This window comes from Chitinophaga sp. 22308 (genome assembly GCF_052045305.1).
Taxonomy (GTDB): domain Bacteria; phylum Bacteroidota; class Bacteroidia; order Chitinophagales; family Chitinophagaceae; genus Chitinophaga; species Chitinophaga varians_A.
Genome location: NZ_JBQEOP010000002.1, coordinates 588,822 through 610,699, shown reverse-complemented (window position 1 = coordinate 610,699; position 21,878 = coordinate 588,822). Strand labels below are relative to the sequence as shown.

The following is a 21,878-nucleotide window of genomic DNA, read 5'->3' as shown; positions in this document are numbered from 1 at the left end:
GGCAAAACATTAAAATGACAACATGATCAGAAGCGCATTCAAAACCCTCCTGTCCCCGATCTACACTTTCCTAAAAGACAGTCGTGCCGTAGGCATCATCCTGATACTCTGCACCGTCGTGTCTATGGTCCTGGCCAATTCATCCTGGCAGGAAGGTTATGTGAACTTCTGGAATGCGCTCTTTGACCCCACCACCGGCCACCATTATCAATATCGTGCCCTGCATTTGCCCAACTCCTACCTGTTATGGATAAACGACGGCATGATGGTGCTCTTCTTTTTCCTGGTAGGCATGGAAATAAAAAGAGAACTGACCGTAGGCGAACTTTCTTCCCTGCGCAAGTCCATCCTGCCTGTGCTGGCCGCTGTCGGCGGCATGTTGTTTCCTGCGCTGATCTTCAGCCTGTTCAACAGCGGTACGGAATACGCCCATGGCTGGGGCATCCCCATGGCCACAGACATCGCTTTTTCGCTGGGTATCCTCTCGCTGCTGGGCAACAGGGTGCCCGTAAGCCTGAAAATTTTCCTGATGGCCCTGGCCATTATCGACGACCTTGGCGCTATTCTGACCATCGCTATATTTTATACGCCACATCTTAACCTTCAATACCTGCTCATGGCCGGTGGCGTATTGCTGATACCCATCGCGCTGAACCTGCTGAAAGTACAACGATTGATATTGTATTTCATTCCGGGCATCCTGTTGTGGTACTTTCTTTTCAATTCCGGCGTACATGCCACCATCGCAGGGGTGTTGCTCGCATTCTGTATTCCGCAGGATAAAATCGCGGACCTGGTGCATGGCCTCCATGACCCGGTCAATTTTATCATCATGCCCGTTTTCGCGTTGGCCAATACGGCGATACAACTGCCTTCAGATATATTGGGCGCACTGCACAATGATATCAGTTACGGCATCATTGCGGGGCTGGTGCTGGGCAAACCGATAGGTATCTTTGTCTTGTCCTTTGCGGCGGTGAAACTGAAACTGGCGAGCCTTCCTTCCAAATCCGGCTGGTTACAGCTGGTAGGCGTAGGACTGATTGCCGGTATTGGTTTTACGATGTCTATCTTTATCTCTTCGCTGGCTTACGCGGAAAGGGAATATCAGATCATCTCCATTATATCCGTGATAGCGGCCTCCCTGCTGGCCGGTATAGCCGGATTTATCTTCCTTCGTTTATTGAAGCCCGTTATCCCCATCAAGAAAAGCAAATGATGGATTGGCACTGTTATTGTGAGGCTATCGCGAATTTTATTCAACCAGTGCATACTTTAGAGTAAATAGCCAACGTTAATAGTCGCATACATTTTTTGTATTAATAAATAAGCAACATCTATGAAAAAAGTCGTGTTATTTTTCAGCTTGTTTGCCTTGCTGGCAGTACAGGCTAACGCGCAGAAAAAGAAAAGCTATGGTAGCAGCAGTGTTGAAAACTACAACACCGCACTGGGTATCCGCCTGAACCCCTGGGTGGTGGGCTTTACCATCAAACACTTCATCCAGGGCCCTCACGCCATTGAAGGACTGGTAACTACCAACCACGAACATAGAGCCAACGTTACATTTACCGCGCTGTATGAATACCATTGGAATATCGGCAGACCTGAACTGAATATGTATGCAGGTGGCGGTGCGCACGTAGGTTTCTATGACCGTCGTGACTATGACTGGGACCGTTATGTGGACAAAGGCAAAGGCACCTATGTATCTCCCGGTCTGGATGGCATCATCGGTGTTGAATGGACTTTCAAGAAGATACCGTTGAACCTGAGCGCCGACCTGAAACCTTACGTTCAGTTTGTTGGACCGACCAACTTCATCGGAGAAGAAATTGGCGGTGTATCTGCACGATATACCTTCTAACATAGCGGAAACGCTAATAACCCGTAAACGGATCATGAGGCAAGCATGATCCGTTTTTTTATGTTCCTTATTTTTGCGCTACATTTATTGTTCAACAGCAGGATATGAAAATCTTCACCGCTGCACAGATCCGGGAGGCGGATGCCTTCACAATCGCACATGAGCCTGTGAGCAGTACCGACCTGATGGCACGGGCTGCCGGCAAATGCGCCGACTGGCTGCTGGACCGCTTTGCCCCTGTTCATCCTTTTTTTATTTTCTGTGGTAAAGGCAATAATGGCGGCGACGGGCTGGTGATCGCCCACCGGTTGCTGGAAGAAGGCTATCAGGTGACCGCCTGCCTGCTGGAGTATGGCAATAAGGCCAGTGAAGACTATATATATTACTATCGGCGGTTGCAGCAGCAATATGCCGGCCGTATCCGCGAAATAGCCGATGTTACCGGTTTTCCTGAACTGCCCGCTTCCGCGGTAATTGTAGACGCTATCTTTGGTACCGGGCTAAACAAACCCATCGAGGGCTGGCTGGCCGGTATCATACACAAAATCAATGATCAGCATGGCCGTCATACCATTGTGGCCATTGATATGCCCTCCGGGCTGATGGCAGACGCCAGTTGCCGCAATACGCCCGTCATACAGGCACATTACACCCTCAGCTTTGAATTCTATAAGCTGGCCTTCCTGCTGCCCGAAAACGCCACCCTCGTGGGCGAGGTGCAGATACTGCCTATCGGGCTGTCGCTGGACTATATAACGCATACGCCTGTACGCTATCATCTGGCTGACAAAGAGATGATGCATACTATTTACACGCCACGCCCTGCCTTTGCGCATAAAGGCACCTTTGGCCATGCATTGCTGGTTGCCGGCAGCTATGGCAAGATGGGGGCCGCCGTGCTTAGCGCCAAAGCCTGTCTCCGTGCGGGCGTAGGGCTGCTGACCTGTCATATCCCCCGGTGTGGGTATGATATTATGCAGATCAGCGAGCCTGCCGCCATGAGCGTGGCCGACGAGGTACACGAGCACAGCGCGCATTTTCATGAACAGGCCGATGCCCGTTACAAAACCGTCGGCATCGGGCCGGGGCTGGGCACCGCCACCGCTACTGCCCGTTCCTTTGAAAAACTGCTCACCAGCTACAAACGCCCCATGGTGATTGACGCGGACGCGCTGAACATCCTTTCCGTATATCCGTCACTGTTATACCAGGTACCGGCAGGTTCCATTCTTACGCCGCACCCCAAAGAATTTGAGCGGCTCTTCGGCCCTTCGGCCAATGACTTCGAGCGGCTGGAACTGTTGTCCAAACAGGCGGTACGGCTGCAGCTGTATATCCTCCTGAAAGGACGTTATACCGCTATTGCCTGTCCTGACGGCGCCGTATATTTTAACGCCACCGGCAATCCCGGTATGGCCACCGGCGGTAGCGGCGACGTGCTCACCGGCATCCTTACGGGGTTGCTGGCGCAGGACTATACCCCCAAGGCCGCCGTATTGCTGGGCGCCTGGCTGCATGGTTATGCCGGCGACCTGGCCGCAGCAAAATTGTCGCAGGAAGCTATGACTGCCGGAGATATCATCTCCCATCTTGGCGCGGCTTTCCTGGAATGTTTCTATTAAAATCCTGTTCCGCTGCGCCTGTGCGTTGTGTGGCGGCCATGGCTGCCTGAGCTTCCCCTTTACGGGCTGCCCGACCCTGACATTTCCCTGAAAACCAGCTTCCATAAGGGCTTTCCTGTTAATTCTTTTCCGCCTGCGGTATTTCCTTACCTGTAATGCTTAATTCAAAATTTTATTATCTATATTTATTGGATAACATTTAGTTAATACGCTATTTTTTCAACCGAGCAATTTAAATACGCTTCTATGAGTATCGTTTTCCTCGTTCCCTGTTTTGGATTACTGGCCTTGTTATTTACTGCAGTCCGCAGCTCCTGGGTTTCCCGCCAGGACGCGGGCAATGAAAAGATGAAAGAAATAGCGCAGCATATTGCGGAAGGCGCTATGGCATTTTTAAAAGCGGAGTATAAAGTACTGATATACTTTGTTATCATAGCTGCGCTGTTATTGGGTTACATGGGCGCTTCCCATCATACCTCCCACTGGTCGATAGGCCTCGCCTTTATCATAGGCGCTGCATTCTCCGCCACAGCCGGATTTATCGGAATGAAAATAGCGACCAAAGCCAATGTCCGTACTGCACAAGCTGCCCGTACCAGTCTCGCCAAGGCGCTGAGCGTATCCTTCACCGGCGGCTCTGTAATGGGTATGGGCGTTGCCGGCCTGGCCGTACTGGGTCTCGGTTCCCTGTTCATTATCCTCAAATCCTATTTCGGCGCGGCTGCCAATACCGCCGAAATGATCAGGACCATCGAAGTACTGACAGGCTTTTCCCTGGGTGCGGAGAGCATCGCCCTCTTTGCCCGTGTAGGCGGCGGTATCTATACCAAAGCGGCCGACGTAGGTGCTGACCTGGTAGGTAAGGTAGAAGCAGGCATCCCAGAGGACGACCCGCGCAACCCCGCTACCATCGCGGACAACGTGGGTGACAATGTAGGCGACGTAGCCGGTATGGGTGCCGACCTTTTCGGTTCCTATGTGGCCACTGTACTGGCAACCATGGTACTGGGCTCTGAAACAACTTCCCAGGACATGTTCGGAGGCCTCGCTCCCATCCTGCTCCCTATGATGATTGCCGGTACCGGTATCATCTTCTCTATCATCGGAACATTCTTCGTAAGAATCAGCGATAGCGCCGGCCTCAATACCGGCGTGGTACAGAAAGCGCTCAACATGGGCAACTGGGGCTCCATCATCCTCACAGCCATCGCTTCCTGGTTCCTCGTTAACTGGATACTGCCCGACGGCCCTATGGTGCTGCGCGGCCATGAGTTCACCAAAAGCCAGGTGTTCGGCTCTATCGTGGTAGGCCTCGTGGTAGGTACCCTGATGAGCATCATCACAGAATATTATACCGCTATGGGCAAACGCCCGGTGCGTTCTATTATCCGTCAATCCGCTACCGGCGCTGCCACCAACATCATCGGCGGTTTGTCTGTAGGGATGGAATCCACCGCATTGCCTATCCTGGTACTGGCATTAGGCATCTATGGTTCCTATGCATTTGCAGGCCTCTATGGCGTGGCAATCGCCGCTGCCGGCATGATGGCCACCACCGCTATGCAGCTGGCCATCGACGCCTTTGGCCCTATTGCCGACAACGCCGGTGGTATTGCTGAAATGAGCGAACTGCCTAAAGACGTGCGTGAAAAAACAGATATCCTCGATGCGGTAGGTAACACCACCGCCGCTACCGGTAAAGGTTTTGCCATCGCCTCTGCGGCCCTGACGGCGCTGGCGCTGTTTGCCGCGTTTGTAGGCGTAGCAGGCATTAAAGGCATCGACATCTATAAAGCCGACGTGCTCGCGGGCCTCTTCGTAGGTGGCATGATCCCCTTCATCTTCTCCTCACTGGCCATTGCAGCGGTAGGACGTGCAGCCATGGCCATGGTGGAAGAAGTACGCCGCCAGTTCCGCGAAATACCCGGCATCATGGAAGGCACCGGCAAACCGGAATACGACAAATGTGTGGCCATCTCCACACAGGCCTCTATCCGCGAAATGATCCTGCCAGGCGCTATAGCCCTGATATCTCCGCTGCTGATCGGCTTTATCGCCGGTCCTGAAGTACTGGGCGGTTTCCTCGCCGGCGCTACTGTCAGCGGCGTGCTGATGGGCATCTTCCAGAACAATGCCGGCGGCGCCTGGGACAACGCAAAGAAATCATTCGAAAAAGGCGTGGAAATCAACGGCGAAACTTTCTACAAAAAATCAGAACCACATAAAGCCTCTGTTACCGGCGACACCGTTGGTGATCCGTTCAAAGACACCTCCGGCCCTTCCATGAACATCCTCATCAAACTGATGTCTATCGTGTCGCTGGTCATTGCGCCCACCCTGTCCGAAAAATTCCATACCAAGGAAGAAGTGCCGGTGACCAAGGTGAAAACCGTCACACCGCCCGCTGCCAAAACCCAACAGGTGTATGTGATGAAATAATATCATTCCAGGTAGCGGACGATTCCCCGGATAAGACCGCTATTGATCATTAACTTTATGATTAATAGCACTTTATCATCTTACCGACTGATTCGCCCGCTATTTTTTTATGATTTACTGTAATTTTTTTTGTTACAGTAAAAAACTACTGTACATTTGCTTTATGAAACTGTAATAAAAAACAAAACAGTTAAACAATCGGTCCATTGTGACTGTAATTATATCACTACAAAAACACATTAAACATGAAAGTAGCAATCATCGGTGCATCAGGATTCATTGGCAGCGCCCTTTTAAACGAGGCATTGAACAGAGGTCATGAGGTGACCGCCATTGTACGCAACCCGGAAAAAATACAGGTTAAAAACGACCACCTGACCATTAAAAAAGGCGACGTGACCAACGAAGCGGAAGTAGCTTCCCTCATAGCCGGCAACGATGCTGTCATCAGCGCCTACAGCGCCCACGATACCCCTACTTATGTGCAGGCTGTCCGGGCTATTATCGGTGGACTGAAACAAGCCGGTATCAAAAGACTGATTGCCGTAAGCGGTGCAGGCAGCCTGGAAGTGGCCCCTGGCGTACAACTGCTGGACACGCCCGAATTTCCGGCAGCATGGAAAGAAGGCGCCAGCGCTACCCGCGAAGCTTATAAAGTGATTAAACAGGATAAAGACCTGCAATGGACCGTATTAAGTCCTGCTGCCATGATCGCGCCCGGCGAACGCACCGGCAAATTCCGCCTCGGTGGCGACCAGCTTCTCACAGACGCTAACAACGAAAGCAAAATATCCACCGCCGATTATGCCGTTGCGCTCATTGATGAACTGGAAAAACCGGCACATATTCAGCAACGGTTCACAGTGGCTTACTAAACCGAACAAAACCGGCGCATTAAGTCAACTAAGTTTACATACAAAAATATAAAAGGACAGCCCACCGGATATCGGTGGGCTGTCCTTTTATATCATTTCTACCAATCTTCGCAAATCAGCCATCATCATGGCTATCACAATTCCAACTTCGACGGCGCTACGCCATACTTCTTTTTAAACGCATTGCTGAAATGCTGTGGGGAAGAATATCCTGCTTCATCGGCTATATCGGCAAGAGATGTACCGCCGGCCAGGATCATCTCCCGGGCCATCTGGAGGCGGTGATCGTTAAAATAACCAAAGACAGTATTATCAAACACGGTTTTGAAACCGGATTTAAGTTTAAACTCATTCAGGCCTGACAGGCGGGAAAGCTCTGCCAGCGAAGGCGGTTCCTGCAAATCCCGCAACAACAGGTAGCGGGCATGTTGCAGTTGCTCCAGCTCTCTTTTGCTGATATTGTGACGCTCCGTCCGTGCTCTGCCAAAGTCGTTTTCCATCTGGTCGCACTGTAGCGCTAACAGCTCCATGACCTTTGACTGAAGGAATAATTTTTTCAGTCCGCCTTTGAACTGGCACTGGCGTATTTCCCCCAGCACTGTTTTCATGCGGGGCGTAATATGCGGGTTTATCTTATCGGCCAGGATCACTCCCCTTTTTTTGGCAACGGCATTCGCCATCTTGCCCAACACCTGACCATTGCTATCGGCCAGTGCAATAAATCGTTCCGGTGAAAAATTCATTCCCAGCACTTGGATGCCCTTCTGCTTTCTCAGCTCTGCGGTCTCTTCCCGGTGGGGAGAATACATAATATTATGTTCCAGGGAAGAAAAACGGAACTTATCCGCTATCCCCTCCACAGAGGCCCTTACATCGCCCTTTTCCATAAACAGCATAGACACATGAGGCATGATATCCTCCGAAGCCACCGTCAGGTTCTCATAAATCTCCGCTGTGCAGATAATAAGGTGTATCCCGTCAAACTTGCATTCCTGTATATTATAGGCGCCAAAATCAAGCTGCTGTTCTTTGTTCTCCTCAACAATGGCCCCCGAAGGCACCAGGTCCTCCGGCGAAAAAGGAAAACCTTCCTGCAGCAATACTTCGTTCAGTTCATTTTTGATTACTACAGCCATAAAATAATCCGTTTCGTATAAGTTTTAATCCTTTTCATGTAACAGCTATACGGATAAACAGTAGCAAATTTGCACAAATATATTCCGCAAAATTCAAATCCAAACGCCATGATTGGAATATTCCGTACAAATATTAACACTGTTAAGGATAAAGACGATGTAATTGATGCCATTTCTTCCAGTTTTAGCGTAAATGCCTGTAGCGTGGACATCGAAGACTGTGATAAGGTTTTACGGGTGATCAGCCCCCAACAGCTGGCCGAAAGAACGATTATCGAGTTTGTGAACCGCCTTGGGTTCCATTGTGACATCCTTGATTAATACCCCTCAAAACCAGTCCTATGCCGAATATTGAGCTTGAAGCATAACCCCGGGCTTCAATCTCAATATTCTTTCTCATTTTTCCGCTATATCTTCGTTTTCTATTATTAACCAAAAAAATAATCTGACTACCGATAGGGGTACAGATATCCCACCACGTCTTATTAGCAACGTCACAAAACAGGAAAAGTCATTTAAAATCGAGATTTACCTATTATGAAAACTTTGGTCACCATGTTGATGGCCTTGCTGGTATTAATACTGGCAATGGGTCCAGCACGCGCACAACAGCAACGATTTACCGTTAGCGGTTATGTAAAAGACAAACAAAACGGGGAAAGCCTGGTGGGAATTTCCATCGGCAAACCTGGCACCAGCGTTGGTACTGTCACCAACCAATACGGTTTCTATTCGCTAACACTTCCCGCCGGGGAACACGAGCTTCAGTTTTCGTATATGGGATATGCCCCCGTTAAAACAACGGTTAGTTTGCATAGCAACAAAACACTCGACATCCGCCTGGAAAGCAGCAGCAGCCAATTAAGCGAAGTCACTGTCAGCGGTCAAAAGCAGGAAAAAGCGGTCAATACGCTCAATACCAGCATTAACCGCCTGGACATCGCACAGATGAAAAAGCTGCCTACCTTCATGGGTGAAGTAGATGTGATCCGTTCCATTCAGACGCTCCCGGGCGTCACCACCGTGGGAGAAGGTTCTTCCGGCTTCAACGTCCGCGGCGGCAACAGCGATGAAAATCTTATCCTGCTCGACGAAGCACCGGTATATAATTCCAGCCACATGCTCGGCTTCTTCTCCGTATTCAATCCGGACGCTGTAAAAAGCCTCAACCTGATCAAAGGCGGGTTCCCTGCTGAATATGGCGGCCGTACCTCTTCTGTGCTCGATATCCGCATGAAAGACGGTAACAACCAAAACTTCAATGTGAACGGCGGTATCGGCAATATCTTCAGCCGCCTGTCTGTGGAAGGTCCGCTGGTAAAGGATAAGTCCTCCTTCATCGTGGCTGCCAGAAGATCTTACATTGATATCCTCATGAAACCTTTTGTGAAAGGCGATATGAAGGACACCAAACTGAACTTCTACGACCTGACGGCAAAAGCCAACTACAAGTTTGATAAAAACAATACCCTCTTTATCAGCGGCTACTTCGGCCGTGATAAATTCGGGCTGGGCAAAGACGTGGACATGAACTGGGGCAATACCACCGCCACTCTCCGCTGGAACCACGTATTCACCAACCGTCTGTTCCTCAACCTGACCACCTACTACTCTAAATACGATTATAGCCTCAACTTCAGCAATGGCTCCAAAAAACAGGAGGATGAGCTGCTGCAGGGTTATAAATGGACTTCCAATATCATTAACTACGGCCTGAAACCGTCATTCACCTACTACCTGAACACCAATAACATCCTGCATTTCGGCGTACAGGGCATCTACTATACTTTCCGCCCGGGCACCGGCACCGGTACCGAAGGCGACAAAGTACGGCTGAAAGAACTGACTGACAAACATGCACTGGAATCTGCCGTATACCTGGACCATGAGTGGAAACCCACTAAAAAATTCGGTATCCAGTATGGCGGCCGCCTCTCTGCCTATCAACTGCTGGGCAAAGGAACTGCCTACTACTTCAACGATACCACACCGGGCATCCGCAAAACGCTCACCGGCAGCAAAGACTACGGCGCCAATGAACTGATCAAGGGCTATTACTACTTCGAACCCCGTATCAGCGCCCGCTATGCCATTACCGACGAGCATGCCGTGAAAGTGGCTTACAGCCGTACCACTCAGTTCATGCACCAGCTCTCCAATACAGCGTCTCCTACCCCGCTCGATATCTGGACTCCCAGTACCAACAACATCGAGCCTAGTTTATCAGACCAGTACACCGTTGGTTACTTCTACAATTCTCCCAACGACTCTTACGAGTTCTCTGCGGAGGCTTTCTATAAAACCACTGATCATCAGCTGGATTATATCGACAATGCCAACCTGCAGCTGAACCAGCTGATAGAGGCAGACCTCCTGCCTTCCCAGACCCGCGCTTATGGTCTGGAACTGTATGCTAAAAAGAATATCGGTAAAACCACCGGCTGGATCAGCTATACACTGTCCCGCTCAGAAAGAAAAACACCAGGCATCAGCCTCGATGAATGGTTCCTGAACCGCTATGACCGTACGCACAATTTCAACCTCGTGCTCACACATGAATTCACGAAGAGAACTTCCCTGTCTGCCAACTGGGTATATGCTTCCGGTACGCCAGGCACCTACGCCGACAACAGGTTACAGTTCCAGGACTGGGATATTCCATACAACAGCACCGAAAAAAGGAACAACTACCGCCTCCCGGCATTCCACCGGCTGGACCTGTCCTTTACCCTTAAAGGCAAACAGCTGAAACGCTGGAAAGGAGAATGGGTGTTCTCCCTGTATAACGTATATGCCCGCAGAAATGCCTACAGTATTTACTTCAAGCAGAATGAGGATGATCCCAACAAACGGGAAGCTGTTCGCCTGTCTATCATCGGCTCTATCATCCCGGGGATCACTTACAACTTCAAATTTTAATCTGTCTTAAAAAAGAAAGTAATGAAAAAACTGTCATTATTCATCATATCAGCGTTAGCGGCGCTCACTGCCTGCGAGGATAAAATAGATCTGGATATCGCCCCGGGCAAATCATTCCCGGTGCTTGATGCCTGGATTACCAATGAGGCCGGCCCGCAAACGATCAAATTCACCATGTCCGTACCGTTTACGGACAACAACCCGGCGCCCATTATCAACGATGCTGCTATTACACTCTTCGATCTGACCAACGGCAAGTCTTATCCGTTTGCATTTAAGGAAAATGCATACACCTATGACGCTACCGCCAACCCGATAGGCGTTGTTGGCCATGCCTACAAACTGCATGTGGAATACAAAGGAGAAATCTTTGAAGCGTATGATACCTTAAAACGGGTGCCGCCGATCGATTCCATCACCCTGAAATTCAAGAAAAAAGAAGAGGCGATGTCAGGTAAGGAAGGGTACTATGCCACCATGCACGCCAAAGACATTGAAGGCGGCGCCACCGACTACTACTGGATCCGCTCTTACCGCTCCGATACCACCCGCCGCCTGCGCGATGCCTTCTCCATTGATGGCTCCTATGACGAAGGCGTGTCTGACGGCGCTATTTTCATCCTGCCCATCGCTGAAAGCATCACGGATTTCAGCAAACCGTTCCAGCTTGATGAAAAAGTGATCGTGAAACTGAGATCAGTCACCAAGCGCAGTCACGAATTCCTGACTCAGGTAGACCAGCAGGTGAACGCCGGTGGCCTGTTTGCCAAAGTGCTGGAGAATGTAAAATCAAATGTTGACAACACAACACCTTCCGGGAAAACCAAAATCCTGGGCTGGTTTGGCACCTCTGCTGTCAGCAGGGCGGAAAAACTGGTAAAATAACAAGATAATTTTTGGCTATTCCGGTAGCTGGTGATTTACAGACGATCAAAAAATCGTAAATTAAATAACCAAATACCTGGATAGCCAAATTTCTTTTTATGCCTCCTAACCTGATTATGTATGCCATTCCCGGCTTTGTGCTGTTGATACTGCTGGAGATCACCATTACCACGATAGACCACCGGAACCTCTATGAGCCCAAAGACGCCCTCAGCAGCATTGCCATGGGGCTGGGCAATGTTTTCATCGGCCTGTTTACCAAAGGCGTTATCCTCGGCATTTATCTCTTTATTTACCAATACCGGTTCTTTACCCTGGGGTTCACCTGGTGGGCCTGGGTATTGTGTTTTTTTGCAGATGATTTCAGCTACTACTGGTTTCATCGCAGCAGTCATACCGTCCGCTTTTTCTGGGCCTCCCATGTTATTCATCACTCCTCCCAAAAATACACGCTGGCCACCGCGCTGCGCCAGAACTGGACCGGCAATCTCACCGGCACTTTCCTTTTCTGGCTATGGATGCCACTGGTGGGCTTCCATCCCATCATGGTATTAAGCATGCAGGCCATCAGTCTGATTTACCAGTTCTGGATACATACAGAGGTGATCAACAAACTGCCGCGCCCAATAGAGTTTATTTTCAATACGCCTTCCCATCACCGCGTGCATCATGGGTCGGACCTTGACTATCTGGACCGTAATCACGGCGGGATGCTCATTATCTGGGACCGTATGTTCGGCACTTTTACGCCGGAAAAGCAGCGGCCTATGTATGGCCTTACCAAAAATATCCATACCTACAATCCTTTCCGTATCGCCACCCATGAATGGATAGATATCTGGCGCGACCTGCGGCGGGCACGATCGCTCCGCGAAGCGTGGCACTACCTGCTGGACGCACCGGGCTGGAGCCCCGATGGCAGCCGGCAAACCACCAAACAGTTAAGAGGCCGATAAACTCCTGCCGGGATTCATACGGGCTGCTTTGATGCTCTGGAAACTCACCGTCAGCAAAGCAACTGTTAACGCCGTGCCGCCTGCCAGCAGGAATATCCACCAGGCGAGGCTGGTACGGTAAGCATATTGCTGCAACCAGTAGTGCATACTGTAATACCCCAATGGCACCGCTATCAGCACCGACAATACCATCAGGCGAACAAAATCCGCTGTCAGCAGCGCCCACAGGTTCAGTTCAGAAGCGCCCAATACCTTGCGGATACCAATTTCTTTGGTGCGTTGAGACACCACAAAAGCCGATAAGCCGAATAAGCCGAGACATGAAATAAATATCGCCAACACGGCAAATACCGCAGCCAGACGGCCCAGGCGCTGTTCATCAGAGAATTTGCGGGCATATACCTCATCTACAAATTTGTATTCAAAAGGCGCTGCCGGGTTGTATCGCCGAAATACTTTGCCGATCCTGTCCAGCGCAGCTACCACCGGCATTTCCGGCTTAATGCGGACAGTAATGAAGTTGTACCATTTGTAATCCAGCCGGAAAATCATCGGCGCCACTCGCTGGTATGGCGATTCCATGATCATATCAGCGGCCACGCCGATCACGCGGCAAGGCGCATCGCCATAGGTCACGATTTCTCCCACCGGATCGCGAAATCCCATCAGGCGTACAGCCGCTTCGTTGAGAATCAATGTGCCGGTATCGGCCGCATAGTCCCGTGAAAAATCACGCCCCTGCCTGATCTTCCATCCGATCGTATGTCCGTAATCGTGAGAGACGGCCACTATTTTCAATTGCAGAACAATATTGGGATCTTTTCCCTTCCAGTTGAAGCTCTTGTCACTTTCGGGCGCCTCCGTGGTGACAGCGGCGGAATAGGCCATATCAGCCACAGCGCCCGTTTCCATAAGATCGCGGCGCAGTGTGTTATAATCAGCCTGGTATAATTGCGGTGTATTGACACCAAGCGTGATAAGTCCTTCCCTGGCATAACCGGCCGGCCGGTTGCGCGCATGTTGCAGCTGACGGAAAACCACCAGCGTGCCAATGATCAATGTAACAGACACAGTGAACTGCAGCACTATCAGCGTCTGGCGTGGCAACCATGCGGCTTTGCCGGCGGCGATGGTCCCTTTCAGTACCTTTACCGGCTCAAAACGGGAAAGGTAAAACGCCGGATAACTTCCCGCCAGCAGGCCCACGAACAAGGTGAATAATACTGTCGCCAGCCAGAAAGGCATGTTGTCCCAGGGCAGCACCATCTGTTTATCAGCCAGGCTGTTAAAGAAAAACAAGGAACACTGTACCATCAGCAAACTCAATATCATGGCCATAAAGGCCACCACTATGGACTCTGTCAGGAATTGCCCTATCAGCTGGCTCCTGTAGGAACCGATTGCCTTTCGCAGCCCCACCTCTTTGGCCCGCTGTTCGCTGCGTGCTGTAGCAAGGTTCATAAAATTAATGACGGCCAGCAGTAAGACAAACAGGCCAATAGTGGCCATTAACTTCACGGTGCCGATGCGGCCGCCTGTATTGACGCCATCCCGGAATTCATTGTACAAATGCCATTGATTCATCGGTTGCAGGAAGATGTCCTCCTTTCCTGCGTTAATATGCGCTTGCACGAGGTCCTTGATTTTGCCTGATACCACAGCAGGCTTCGCATGATCGTTCAATTCCACGATCAGTTCCCAGTGATGAGTAGTCCAGTCTGTCGTGGCTTCCTGCAGCCAAACGAGCTCCCGCAGCGCTTTTCCCCACGGCAGCAGTATTTGGGTGTCATGGAAAGTAGTGTTTTCAGGAAGGTCTTCATATACGCCGGCCACTTTCAGGTCCATGCGGTTGTCCATGCGCAGCAGCTGATTTACAGGATCAGCCGGCCCGAACAATGCCCGTGCCACCGACCGGGACAGCAATACGGCCGAAGGGTCGTTCAAGGCGTCCTGCCGGCCTGCGACCATACGCAATGATAACATGGCCGGCAGATCAGGCTGCGCCCACCTTCCAACGGCAGAAACTTTCGTTTCGCCATTGGCCAGCACATGACTGTAAGTGGGGAAAACGACGGCCACCTTTTTAAAGTCCGCGCCATATTTGTTCCGCAATTCGTCCGCCAGCGGAATACACACGCCGTTGCCTGTCACCAGTGCCCCATTGTCCAATTGCGTGCTCATCACCCTGGCGAGACGGTCGTGATGGATATGGTAGTGGTCAAAAGACCATTCATCCCATACCCATAATCCAATTGTCAATGCTACGGCCATTCCGGTGGCCAGGCCAACAACATTAAGCCCGGCATACAGTTTATGCTGTGTAAAATGGCGGATAGCAATTTTCAGGTAGTTACGGATCATGCTGTGGTAATTTGCGTAGCCGCAGTGCCACGAAGAAAATGCCAATATACCTTCATTATATTTCTCAAATATTTACATATTAAAAATAATATACTTTGTCCGTTATCAGACTATTTTTTGTCCGCTTTCAATGGCAGCGCGTATCTCTGTGGTTATCCCAACATGCCGGCTGGAAGCAATCTATAGCAGCACTGACTTGATGCGACAAGGCTAAAGCCAGGAGTATGTCCTTTTTCCTGGTGCTTTCCGCTCATCCGCTTTTTATCACCCTGATCACTTTCCCGGATAAATTATTTTGCATTTACGAAAACAATCGTACATTAGCTACGAAGATATTCGTACAACAATAATCATCCTTGATAAAACATCATGACTGTGAAACAAATAAAGCCGACGGAAAGTGAACTGGAGATACTCAGCATTCTTTGGGAGAAGGGCCCCTGCACCGTACGGGAGGTGCATGACATCCTCTCTGCCACTAAAGATGCCGGCTATACCACTACGCTGAAGCTGATGCAGATCATGCATGACAAGGACCTGCTGGAACGAGATACCAGTAGTAAGACCCATGTGTATAAAGCGGCTGTTTCCCAGGAAAAAACGCGGCAACAGCTGTTGAATAAAATGATAGACACCGTCTTTGGCGGATCGGCCACCAGCCTGGTCATGCAGGCATTGGGCCAGCACCGTTCCTCTGACGCGGAACTGGAAAAAATCAGGGAATATTTAGCGGAAATAGAAAAACAACAAAAGCGATAACAGGTAAAAACGGATACTACTATGAACTTATTACCTATTACCGGCGATCTGGTGCGCGCGCTTGGCTGGAGCATACTCCATGCCCTATGGCAGTCCTTTTTCGTATATGCCTGCCTGAGGGTAGTGCTGAAACTATGGCCCATGGCCAGCGCCCGGATTAAATACAACCTGTCGTTTTTTGCGCTTTCCGGTATATTCACCTGGTTCCTCATCACTTTTTACCAGCAATGGCATACCATTTCAGCGGCACGGCAACTGCTGGTACAATACCATCCTGCCGGCGCAGCGGATATGGCCGTACCTGCGCTACAACCGGTGGCCGCTTACGCGGGCCAGCGGGAGATGGTAGCGCTGTTTCCCAGCCTGGAACTCTGTTTCCCTATACTTGTCACCTTGTACCTGGCCGGCATGCTGCTCATGACGATCAAATTCACATCCGACCTTGTACAATTGCATCACATTCGTACCACGATGGTAGAGCCCATGGGCGAAACCTGGGAAAAACACCTGCGCCGGCTGATGGGCCAACTGAAATTATCCCGCCCGGTAAAGCTGCTGGTGTCACGTTATGTGCAAGTACCAGTGATGCTGGGATTCCTGAAACCCGTGGTGCTATTGCCCATCGCGATGGTCAATAATTTATCGGAAGAGCAGCTGGAAGCCATTTTGCTGCATGAACTGGCACACGTCAAACGCAATGATTATCTGTTGAATATCTTCCAATCCATTGTAGAGACGATCCTCTTCTTCAATCCTTTCGTATGGCTGATTTCCCGTATCATCCGCCAGGAAAGGGAACACTGTTGCGACGACCTCGTGATCGCGGGTACCGTCCAACCACTGCATTATGCCAAAGCCCTGATGGCGCTGGAAACGTACCGGTTAACTTCCAACCCGATGGCCATGGCTGCTGCAGATGACAAACAACATCTGTTTCACCGCATCAAAAGAATTATGGAGATGAAAACAAAACATCTTAACTATAGTCAAAAATTATTAGCAGTCCTCATCATTGCTACCGCCTTGGTGTCTATCGCATGGCTCAACCCGGCCAAAGGAAAAGATGCCGGCAACAAAAATCCGGAAAGCACTGTCGTTGCAGATACCATTCCCGAACCGCCAATGCCACCCACTCCGCCTCCGCCACCGCCAGCGGCGCCGAAGCAGGTCTCCCCACCGGCTACACCGCCTTCTGCAGACGAAATTCCGGATGCGCCTGAGCCACCGGACGCTCCGGAGATCCCCATCCCGGTCAATGTACAGACACCACAAAATGTCATCGTGATGAACAGCAAAGGAAAAGTGCTATACTCCCCTTCAACACCGGTACCTCCATTGCCTCCGATGCCACCAATGGCCCCGATGGCCCCGATGGCCCCGATGGCTCCTATGGGCCCACTGTCCGATTCCACACCGGAACGTTATTCACGCAGAGCGGAAGCCGCCAGGAAAAAATTGGATGAAGCACAACAATCTGTCGAAAAAGCAATGCAGCGCCTGAAAGAAGTAGATATCAAAAAAATCCAGGCAGAAGCACAGGCCGCAACAGACAAAATCGACTGGAAAGCCATCGCAGAAGAATCACAGGCTGCTCAGGAAGCCGCCAGAGAAGCGCTGAAAAACATCGACTGGTCACAGATGCAGCAGGACATAAAAAACAGTATGAATTTCAAATTCGATTTTAATAACGAAGAATGGAAATCGAACAGTAAGGAATTCAGAAAACAAAGCGAAAAATTCCGCAAGGAATGGGAAAGCAACCGCAAAAAAATGGAAGCCGACAGAGCACATCAACTGAAGGAAATGCACTATACACGTGAAAAAGCGCTCGCAGCTAATAAGCAGCGAATGCAAGTAATGCGCGACTCTTCTTTAGTGTTCAAACAAATGCAGGTGATGCGCGACTCTTCTGTTTCCAGACAAATGCAGATGCGCAAACACATGGACGAACAACGGGACATGATGTTCCGTGAAGCGGACAAAGCCCGGCAGCAGGCCGACAGAGCCCGTGAAAGAGCTGACGTTGCCCGCGAAAAGGCCAATACTTCCTCTAAAAAATATCACGAACTGATCAGCAAAATGGCGGATGATAAACTGATTGACAGCCAGCATTCCTTCACCATCGAAAAAAATGGAAACGGCCTGTATATCAACGGCACCAAACAACCCGACAATGTTGCTGAAAAATATGGTCAATACCTGCAAAACAAACGGACCTATATCCGGCAGGCCGAACCCGGCAATCTTAATATCAGCGTCGAAGATTAATCGTCCCATATAAGGAAAACAATCGTTCTTCATCATCATGGAAAAAGCGCAAAGAATGATACGGCTGGAGTTGCGTCAGCGGCCCGTCGTATTCTTTGCGCTTTTCTTTATTTCAGGACTACCACCCAATAGGGGAAAGCGGTAGTCCAGGCATAGGAAAGGAACACCAGAACCTGTTATTTAACCAGGTATATATAGAAGGATAGTAACCCCAATAAGAATTACGAATTACGAATTACGAATTACGAATTGTGAATTGTGAATTGTGAATTACGAATGAGTGAAAACAACTACTACATTAGTGGAGAATAGTAAACCCGGAAACATGCTGTACAGGCCCCACACTGATCTCCATCTCTGTTACTTTAGCCATGGCCGGCCCTTTACGGCACCAGGACAGAAACTGCTCCATTACCGGTTCTTCTGCTTCTGCTAAAATCCATACGGCTTTATCGGGCATGTTTCTGATCTGCCCCTGCACTCCCAGCAAGTCCGCCATATGTTTCGCATTAGCCCGGTAACCCACGCCCTGCACCCGGCCTTTCACGATGATCTCTTTGTGTACGATTGATTTGGTTGTCATAACGTCAATGGTTATCTCAAAAATGTCTGAATCAGGATGAATACGGAACAGTATGATCCATTGGCCATATAGGTTGTATGGTCGAACGAATGTAACGATTAATCCCGGGGCGCTGAAATAGATTTGTCCGGCAGCAGGACATCCAATTCTCCAAAGCAGATTCGATGATGTTCGCCCTTCACCGGTGCCACCGGAACATGCCATGACAGCAGCCACACATTTAAGGAAAGACTGAGAATGGTTAACTTGAGGGAAACAAACTACAGATGAAAATTGAAGAAACAGGGGTCACAAAATAATAGGCTGAAAGCCTTACCGTTATGGGTATTCATGATACAGTCCGTTCAATTTTCATCCAATGCATCTCCAATCCGGCTCTTCCCGATTCAGACAATGATATATAAAAAGTCCAATCTGCTAAGCAGCATAATTGAACAATGATCCTGTCATATGCTCAATGTCTCCAAACACAATATCTCTCACACGCTGGTATTTGCCACCGGTTACCGGCCGTTTCAACAGGGTAAAACAATGGCAGTTAAAACTCCGCACAAACAACCGCTGCGTTAAAGCCGGCAGTACTTTACCAATGGCAGTTTCATCCAGCCCGCGCGCGATCGTCATGCCCGGCTTGAATGCCTGCGGCTTCAGATCAAAACACTGCATAATGCTTTTGTGCAGCTCTACCAACGGTTTGGGGTTGGCAACGTTCACACAGATACTCTGCCGCCCGTCTGCATGCCTTACCGCCTCCAGGCGCGACGTATAGATCGCAAAACCTGACTGACGCTTGGCCACCTCTTCCACCATGTCAATAAAGTCATTTTCAAAACGCGCCGGAAACTCGGACCTGAATAAAGGGATGTATACCGGAGACGTAATGCTCGCAGCATCCTCCAGAGAAGTGGCGATAAACTGCCGTATACGGTTTACATCTTTTGATACCACAACATCCGGATTCACTACCAGCAAATAATCAAATAACGCTTCCGAAGTTTCATAATTCGTATTCATAACCTGATATTTTAACACTGACTGTTAGAATGACAATACAAATATACAATCTTTTTTCTGAAATACTAATTTTTTTAGCATTTTATACTAAAAAAATACGCACCCAGCTCTTCCAATACCACCAAACAAAGCAGGGATAAGCCTCTCGGCCTATCCCTGCTCCATTTTTATTTTGCTAAAAAATACTAACCCAAGTGTTGGATGATGGCGGCGAAATCACTTGCCACCAGGGAAGCACCGCCAATCAGGCCGCCGTCCACATCAGGATTGGCAAAGAGTTCAGCTGCATTGCCAGGTTTGGCACTGCCGCCATACAGAATGGTTAAATGAAGCGCTGCTTCACGGCCAAATTTATTGGCAATCTGGGAACGGATGAAGGCATGCATATCCTGCGCCTGCGCAGCGCTGGCAGTCAGCCCCGTGCCAATGGCCCAAATCGGCTCATAGGCGATCACTACGTTTTTGAGTTGCTCTGCTGTCAGGTGGAAGAGACTTTCTTCCAGTTGTTTGGCTACAAATGCATTCTGCGTTTCAGCCTGACGGATCTGCAGCGGCTCGCCGCAGCAGAAAATCGGCTTGATGCCGGCAGCCAGCGCCTGGTCTACTTTCTTAGCCAGTATCGCATTGCTTTCCTGGAAGTATTCCCTTCTTTCGGAGTGACCGATGATCACGTAATCCACGCCCACGGACTGCAACATTTCCGCGGAGACTTCACCGGTATAAGCGCCGGATTTCTCGCTGGCGCAGTTTTGTGCCGCTACAAAAAAGCCGGGGTAGTTCTTCAACAGGGACTTGGCCTTGGTCAGGTACGGGAAAGGCGTAGCCACTACCACTTCCTGCCCTTCTGCCAGTTTCAGGCCGGTCTGCAGAATGTCATTGATCAATTGCTCACCCTGCGCCAGTGTAAGGTTCATCTTCCAGTTACCTGCAACAATTTTTTTTCTCATGTACTGTGATATTAAGTTTTATGGTCGTTGTGTGTTTGTTTCCCTGAAAACAGCCTCCAGTATCCTGCGGTCCGCCTCTTCCAGCTGCCGGCCCTTGAACCCCATCCAGGCGGCCGCGTCCCGCAAGGCTTCGGGCAAACGGTAGCCGGTCATCCCCACCTGATGCCCCCAGCTAAAGGAAGGCAGGAAGGCTGGCGGAAACCCGGCGCCGAAAATATTACAGGACACCCCTACCACGGTACCGGTGTTCAGCATGGTATTAATTCCGGTACGACTGTAGTCGCCCATCATCACGCCGCATTTCTGCCCTGCCGGCTCTGTCTCCTGCTTTGCTTCTACCCACACTTTCACTACGCCTGCATTGTTTTTGACATTGGAGCAGGTAGTATTACCGCCGAGGTTACACCACTCGCCAATCACCGCATCTCCTACGTAACCATCATGTGATTTATTGGAATAGCCGAAAAATACGCTGTTTTTAATTTCCCCGCCACCGGTACTATAAGGCCCCAGTGTGGTGGCCCCATATACTTTGGCCCCCATCTTTAAGACAGCCCCTTCTCCCATCGCCAGTGGCCCCCTGATGGCACAGCCCTCCATAATCAACGCATCCCGGCCGATATAAATGGGACCGGTAGCAGCATTAAGGATGCTGCAATACACAATGGCCCCCGGCTCCAGGAACACATTTTCAGGATGCGATATCTGGCAGCCTTCCGGTAGCGGCGCGGAAGTGCGCCCTTTGGTCAACAGCACAAAATCCTCCCGGATGGCACGGTCGTTCTGCAAAAAAATATCCCAGGGCCTGAAAATACCGGTCACCGGACCTGTATAATTTTTACGGTTGGCAGCGGGCAACAGGTGGACTTCCCTGCCCTGTATTACCTTCGCCACCAGGTGATTATCCTTGTATAACTCCTCGTCCGGCCCCAAAGCCGTTATCGCCGCTACCAGCTGCTCATCAGGCATCAGGTGCCCGTTGATCAGCACGTTCATCATGACTTCATCTCCACGACGCAGCGGAAACTTCTCCTGCAAATGAGGTACGGTAAAATGACTGACACCAGTACCCAGCCAATGCTCCCACTTCTCCTGTATGGTAAGAATTCCTACTCTGCAGGCTGCAATGGGTCTCGTATGCGTAAAGGGGTATAACAGTTCGCGTTCGGGCGTGTCGAAAAGAATGTAATGACGCTCCATAGGGGTTAAAAATAAAAAATCCCATCGATAAGCCGATGGGATTCTTT

General features: G+C 50.0%; 17 protein-coding genes. 11 read left to right on the top strand and 6 right to left on the bottom strand.

Annotated elements, in window-relative coordinates; translation table 11 throughout:
- Positions 1–22: 22 nt before the first annotated feature.
- From nhaA to ACTJJS_RS09160, 5 genes are all read left to right on the top strand, one after another.
- Positions 23–1,219: a Na+/H+ antiporter NhaA gene (nhaA, locus tag ACTJJS_RS09180; RefSeq protein ID WP_168872640.1), complete on the top strand. Its 1,197-nt coding sequence runs from the start codon at positions 23–25 to the stop codon at positions 1,217–1,219.
- A 120-nt stretch (positions 1,220–1,339) separates the two neighbouring features.
- The gene (locus ACTJJS_RS09175) at positions 1,340–1,867 is read left to right on the top strand and encodes a hypothetical protein (RefSeq protein ID WP_168872639.1); all 528 of its coding nucleotides are present in this window, start codon (positions 1,340–1,342) and stop codon (positions 1,865–1,867) included.
- Between the two features lie 104 nt (positions 1,868–1,971).
- The gene (locus tag ACTJJS_RS09170; RefSeq protein ID WP_440663417.1) at positions 1,972–3,489 is read left to right on the top strand and encodes an NAD(P)H-hydrate dehydratase; all 1,518 of its coding nucleotides are present in this window, start codon (positions 1,972–1,974) and stop codon (positions 3,487–3,489) included.
- Between the two features lie 246 nt (positions 3,490–3,735).
- Complete coding sequence (locus tag ACTJJS_RS09165; protein WP_440663416.1) at positions 3,736–5,928, top strand: sodium-translocating pyrophosphatase; 2,193 nt, start codon at positions 3,736–3,738, stop codon at positions 5,926–5,928.
- A gap of 245 nt (positions 5,929–6,173) precedes the next feature.
- Complete coding sequence (locus ACTJJS_RS09160; protein ID WP_440663415.1) at positions 6,174–6,803, top strand: NAD(P)-dependent oxidoreductase; 630 nt, start codon at positions 6,174–6,176, stop codon at positions 6,801–6,803.
- A gap of 134 nt (positions 6,804–6,937) precedes the next feature.
- On the opposite strand, the gene ACTJJS_RS09155 is transcribed toward ACTJJS_RS09160, so the two are convergent.
- The gene (locus tag ACTJJS_RS09155; RefSeq protein ID WP_440663414.1) at positions 6,938–7,939 is read right to left on the bottom strand and encodes a helix-turn-helix transcriptional regulator; all 1,002 of its coding nucleotides are present in this window, start codon (positions 7,937–7,939) and stop codon (positions 6,938–6,940) included.
- A gap of 108 nt (positions 7,940–8,047) precedes the next feature.
- On the opposite strand from ACTJJS_RS09155, the gene ACTJJS_RS09150 reads away from it, so the two are divergent.
- The 4 genes from ACTJJS_RS09150 to ACTJJS_RS09135 all read left to right on the top strand — a co-directional run bounded on the left by ACTJJS_RS09150 (position 8,048) and on the right by ACTJJS_RS09135 (position 12,699).
- Positions 8,048–8,260, top strand: coding sequence for a hypothetical protein (locus tag ACTJJS_RS09150; RefSeq protein ID WP_343744086.1), 213 nt, complete (start codon positions 8,048–8,050; stop codon positions 8,258–8,260).
- A 216-nt stretch (positions 8,261–8,476) separates the two neighbouring features.
- Entirely contained in the window at positions 8,477–10,858 is a 2,382-nt protein-coding gene (locus ACTJJS_RS09145) for a TonB-dependent receptor (protein ID WP_440663413.1), read from the top strand.
- Positions 10,859–10,879: 21 nt separating this feature from the next.
- On the top strand, positions 10,880–11,743 hold the full coding sequence (locus ACTJJS_RS09140) for a DUF4249 domain-containing protein (RefSeq protein WP_168872633.1): 864 nt from the start codon (positions 10,880–10,882) through the stop codon (positions 11,741–11,743).
- A gap of 98 nt (positions 11,744–11,841) precedes the next feature.
- A complete protein-coding gene (locus ACTJJS_RS09135; RefSeq protein WP_168872632.1) occupies positions 11,842–12,699 on the top strand; it encodes a sterol desaturase family protein in 858 nt (285 codons plus the stop codon).
- On the opposite strand, the gene ACTJJS_RS09130 is transcribed toward ACTJJS_RS09135, so the two are convergent.
- Positions 12,685–15,060 (bottom strand): ABC transporter permease, encoded by a 2,376-nt coding sequence (locus ACTJJS_RS09130; RefSeq protein ID WP_440663412.1) that lies wholly within the window; start codon positions 15,058–15,060, stop codon positions 12,685–12,687. The two genes, ACTJJS_RS09135 and ACTJJS_RS09130, sit on opposite strands and share 15 nt — an antisense overlap.
- A gap of 369 nt (positions 15,061–15,429) precedes the next feature.
- Here ACTJJS_RS09130 and ACTJJS_RS09125 point away from each other — a divergent pair, with 369 nt between their 5' ends.
- A complete protein-coding gene (locus ACTJJS_RS09125; protein ID WP_168872630.1) occupies positions 15,430–15,819 on the top strand; it encodes a BlaI/MecI/CopY family transcriptional regulator in 390 nt (129 codons plus the stop codon).
- 21 nt (positions 15,820–15,840) lie between these two features.
- Positions 15,841–18,087 (top strand): M56 family metallopeptidase, encoded by a 2,247-nt coding sequence (locus ACTJJS_RS09120; RefSeq protein WP_440663411.1) that lies wholly within the window; start codon positions 15,841–15,843, stop codon positions 18,085–18,087.
- Between the two features lie 298 nt (positions 18,088–18,385).
- On the opposite strand, the gene ACTJJS_RS09115 is transcribed toward ACTJJS_RS09120, so the two are convergent.
- From ACTJJS_RS09115 to ACTJJS_RS09100, 4 genes are all read right to left on the bottom strand, one after another.
- A complete protein-coding gene (locus ACTJJS_RS09115) occupies positions 18,386–18,670 on the bottom strand; it encodes an acylphosphatase (RefSeq protein WP_168872628.1) in 285 nt (94 codons plus the stop codon).
- A gap of 417 nt (positions 18,671–19,087) precedes the next feature.
- Positions 19,088–19,684, bottom strand: a complete 597-nt coding sequence (locus ACTJJS_RS09110) for a 2'-5' RNA ligase family protein (RefSeq protein WP_168872627.1) — start codon at positions 19,682–19,684, stop codon at positions 19,088–19,090.
- A 185-nt stretch (positions 19,685–19,869) separates the two neighbouring features.
- A complete protein-coding gene (gene tpiA, locus ACTJJS_RS09105; protein ID WP_440663410.1) occupies positions 19,870–20,631 on the bottom strand; it encodes a triose-phosphate isomerase in 762 nt (253 codons plus the stop codon).
- Positions 20,632–20,649: 18 nt separating this feature from the next.
- Positions 20,650–21,831, bottom strand: a complete 1,182-nt coding sequence (locus ACTJJS_RS09100; RefSeq protein ID WP_440663409.1) for a putative sugar nucleotidyl transferase — start codon at positions 21,829–21,831, stop codon at positions 20,650–20,652.
- Between the last annotated feature and the right edge of the window lie 47 nt (positions 21,832–21,878).

Excerpts from the sequence above, each read along its gene's own strand:
- ACTJJS_RS09100 (WP_440663409.1), bottom strand. The coding sequence starts at position 21,831 with ATGGAGCGTCATTACATTCTTTTCGACACGCCCGAACGCGAACTGTTA.
- ACTJJS_RS09170 (WP_440663417.1), top strand. The coding sequence starts at position 1,972 with ATGAAAATCTTCACCGCTGCACAGATCCGGGAGGCGGATGCCTTCACA.
- tpiA (WP_440663410.1), bottom strand. The coding sequence starts at position 20,631 with ATGAGAAAAAAAATTGTTGCAGGTAACTGGAAGATGAACCTTACACTG.
- ACTJJS_RS09155 (WP_440663414.1), bottom strand. The coding sequence starts at position 7,939 with ATGGCTGTAGTAATCAAAAATGAACTGAACGAAGTATTGCTGCAGGAA.
- ACTJJS_RS09165 (WP_440663416.1), top strand. The coding sequence starts at position 3,736 with ATGAGTATCGTTTTCCTCGTTCCCTGTTTTGGATTACTGGCCTTGTTA.
- ACTJJS_RS09140 (WP_168872633.1), top strand. The coding sequence starts at position 10,880 with ATGAAAAAACTGTCATTATTCATCATATCAGCGTTAGCGGCGCTCACT.
- ACTJJS_RS09150 (WP_343744086.1), top strand. The coding sequence starts at position 8,048 with ATGATTGGAATATTCCGTACAAATATTAACACTGTTAAGGATAAAGAC.
- ACTJJS_RS09120 (WP_440663411.1), top strand. The coding sequence starts at position 15,841 with ATGAACTTATTACCTATTACCGGCGATCTGGTGCGCGCGCTTGGCTGG.
- ACTJJS_RS09110 (WP_168872627.1), bottom strand. The coding sequence starts at position 19,684 with ATGAATACGAATTATGAAACTTCGGAAGCGTTATTTGATTATTTGCTG.
- ACTJJS_RS09115 (WP_168872628.1), bottom strand. The coding sequence starts at position 18,670 with ATGACAACCAAATCAATCGTACACAAAGAGATCATCGTGAAAGGCCGG.
- ACTJJS_RS09175 (WP_168872639.1), top strand. The coding sequence starts at position 1,340 with ATGAAAAAAGTCGTGTTATTTTTCAGCTTGTTTGCCTTGCTGGCAGTA.
- ACTJJS_RS09130 (WP_440663412.1), bottom strand. The coding sequence starts at position 15,060 with ATGATCCGTAACTACCTGAAAATTGCTATCCGCCATTTTACACAGCAT.
- ACTJJS_RS09145 (WP_440663413.1), top strand. The coding sequence starts at position 8,477 with ATGAAAACTTTGGTCACCATGTTGATGGCCTTGCTGGTATTAATACTG.
- nhaA (WP_168872640.1), top strand. The coding sequence starts at position 23 with ATGATCAGAAGCGCATTCAAAACCCTCCTGTCCCCGATCTACACTTTC.
- ACTJJS_RS09125 (WP_168872630.1), top strand. The coding sequence starts at position 15,430 with ATGACTGTGAAACAAATAAAGCCGACGGAAAGTGAACTGGAGATACTC.
- ACTJJS_RS09160 (WP_440663415.1), top strand. The coding sequence starts at position 6,174 with ATGAAAGTAGCAATCATCGGTGCATCAGGATTCATTGGCAGCGCCCTT.
- ACTJJS_RS09135 (WP_168872632.1), top strand. The coding sequence starts at position 11,842 with ATGCCTCCTAACCTGATTATGTATGCCATTCCCGGCTTTGTGCTGTTG.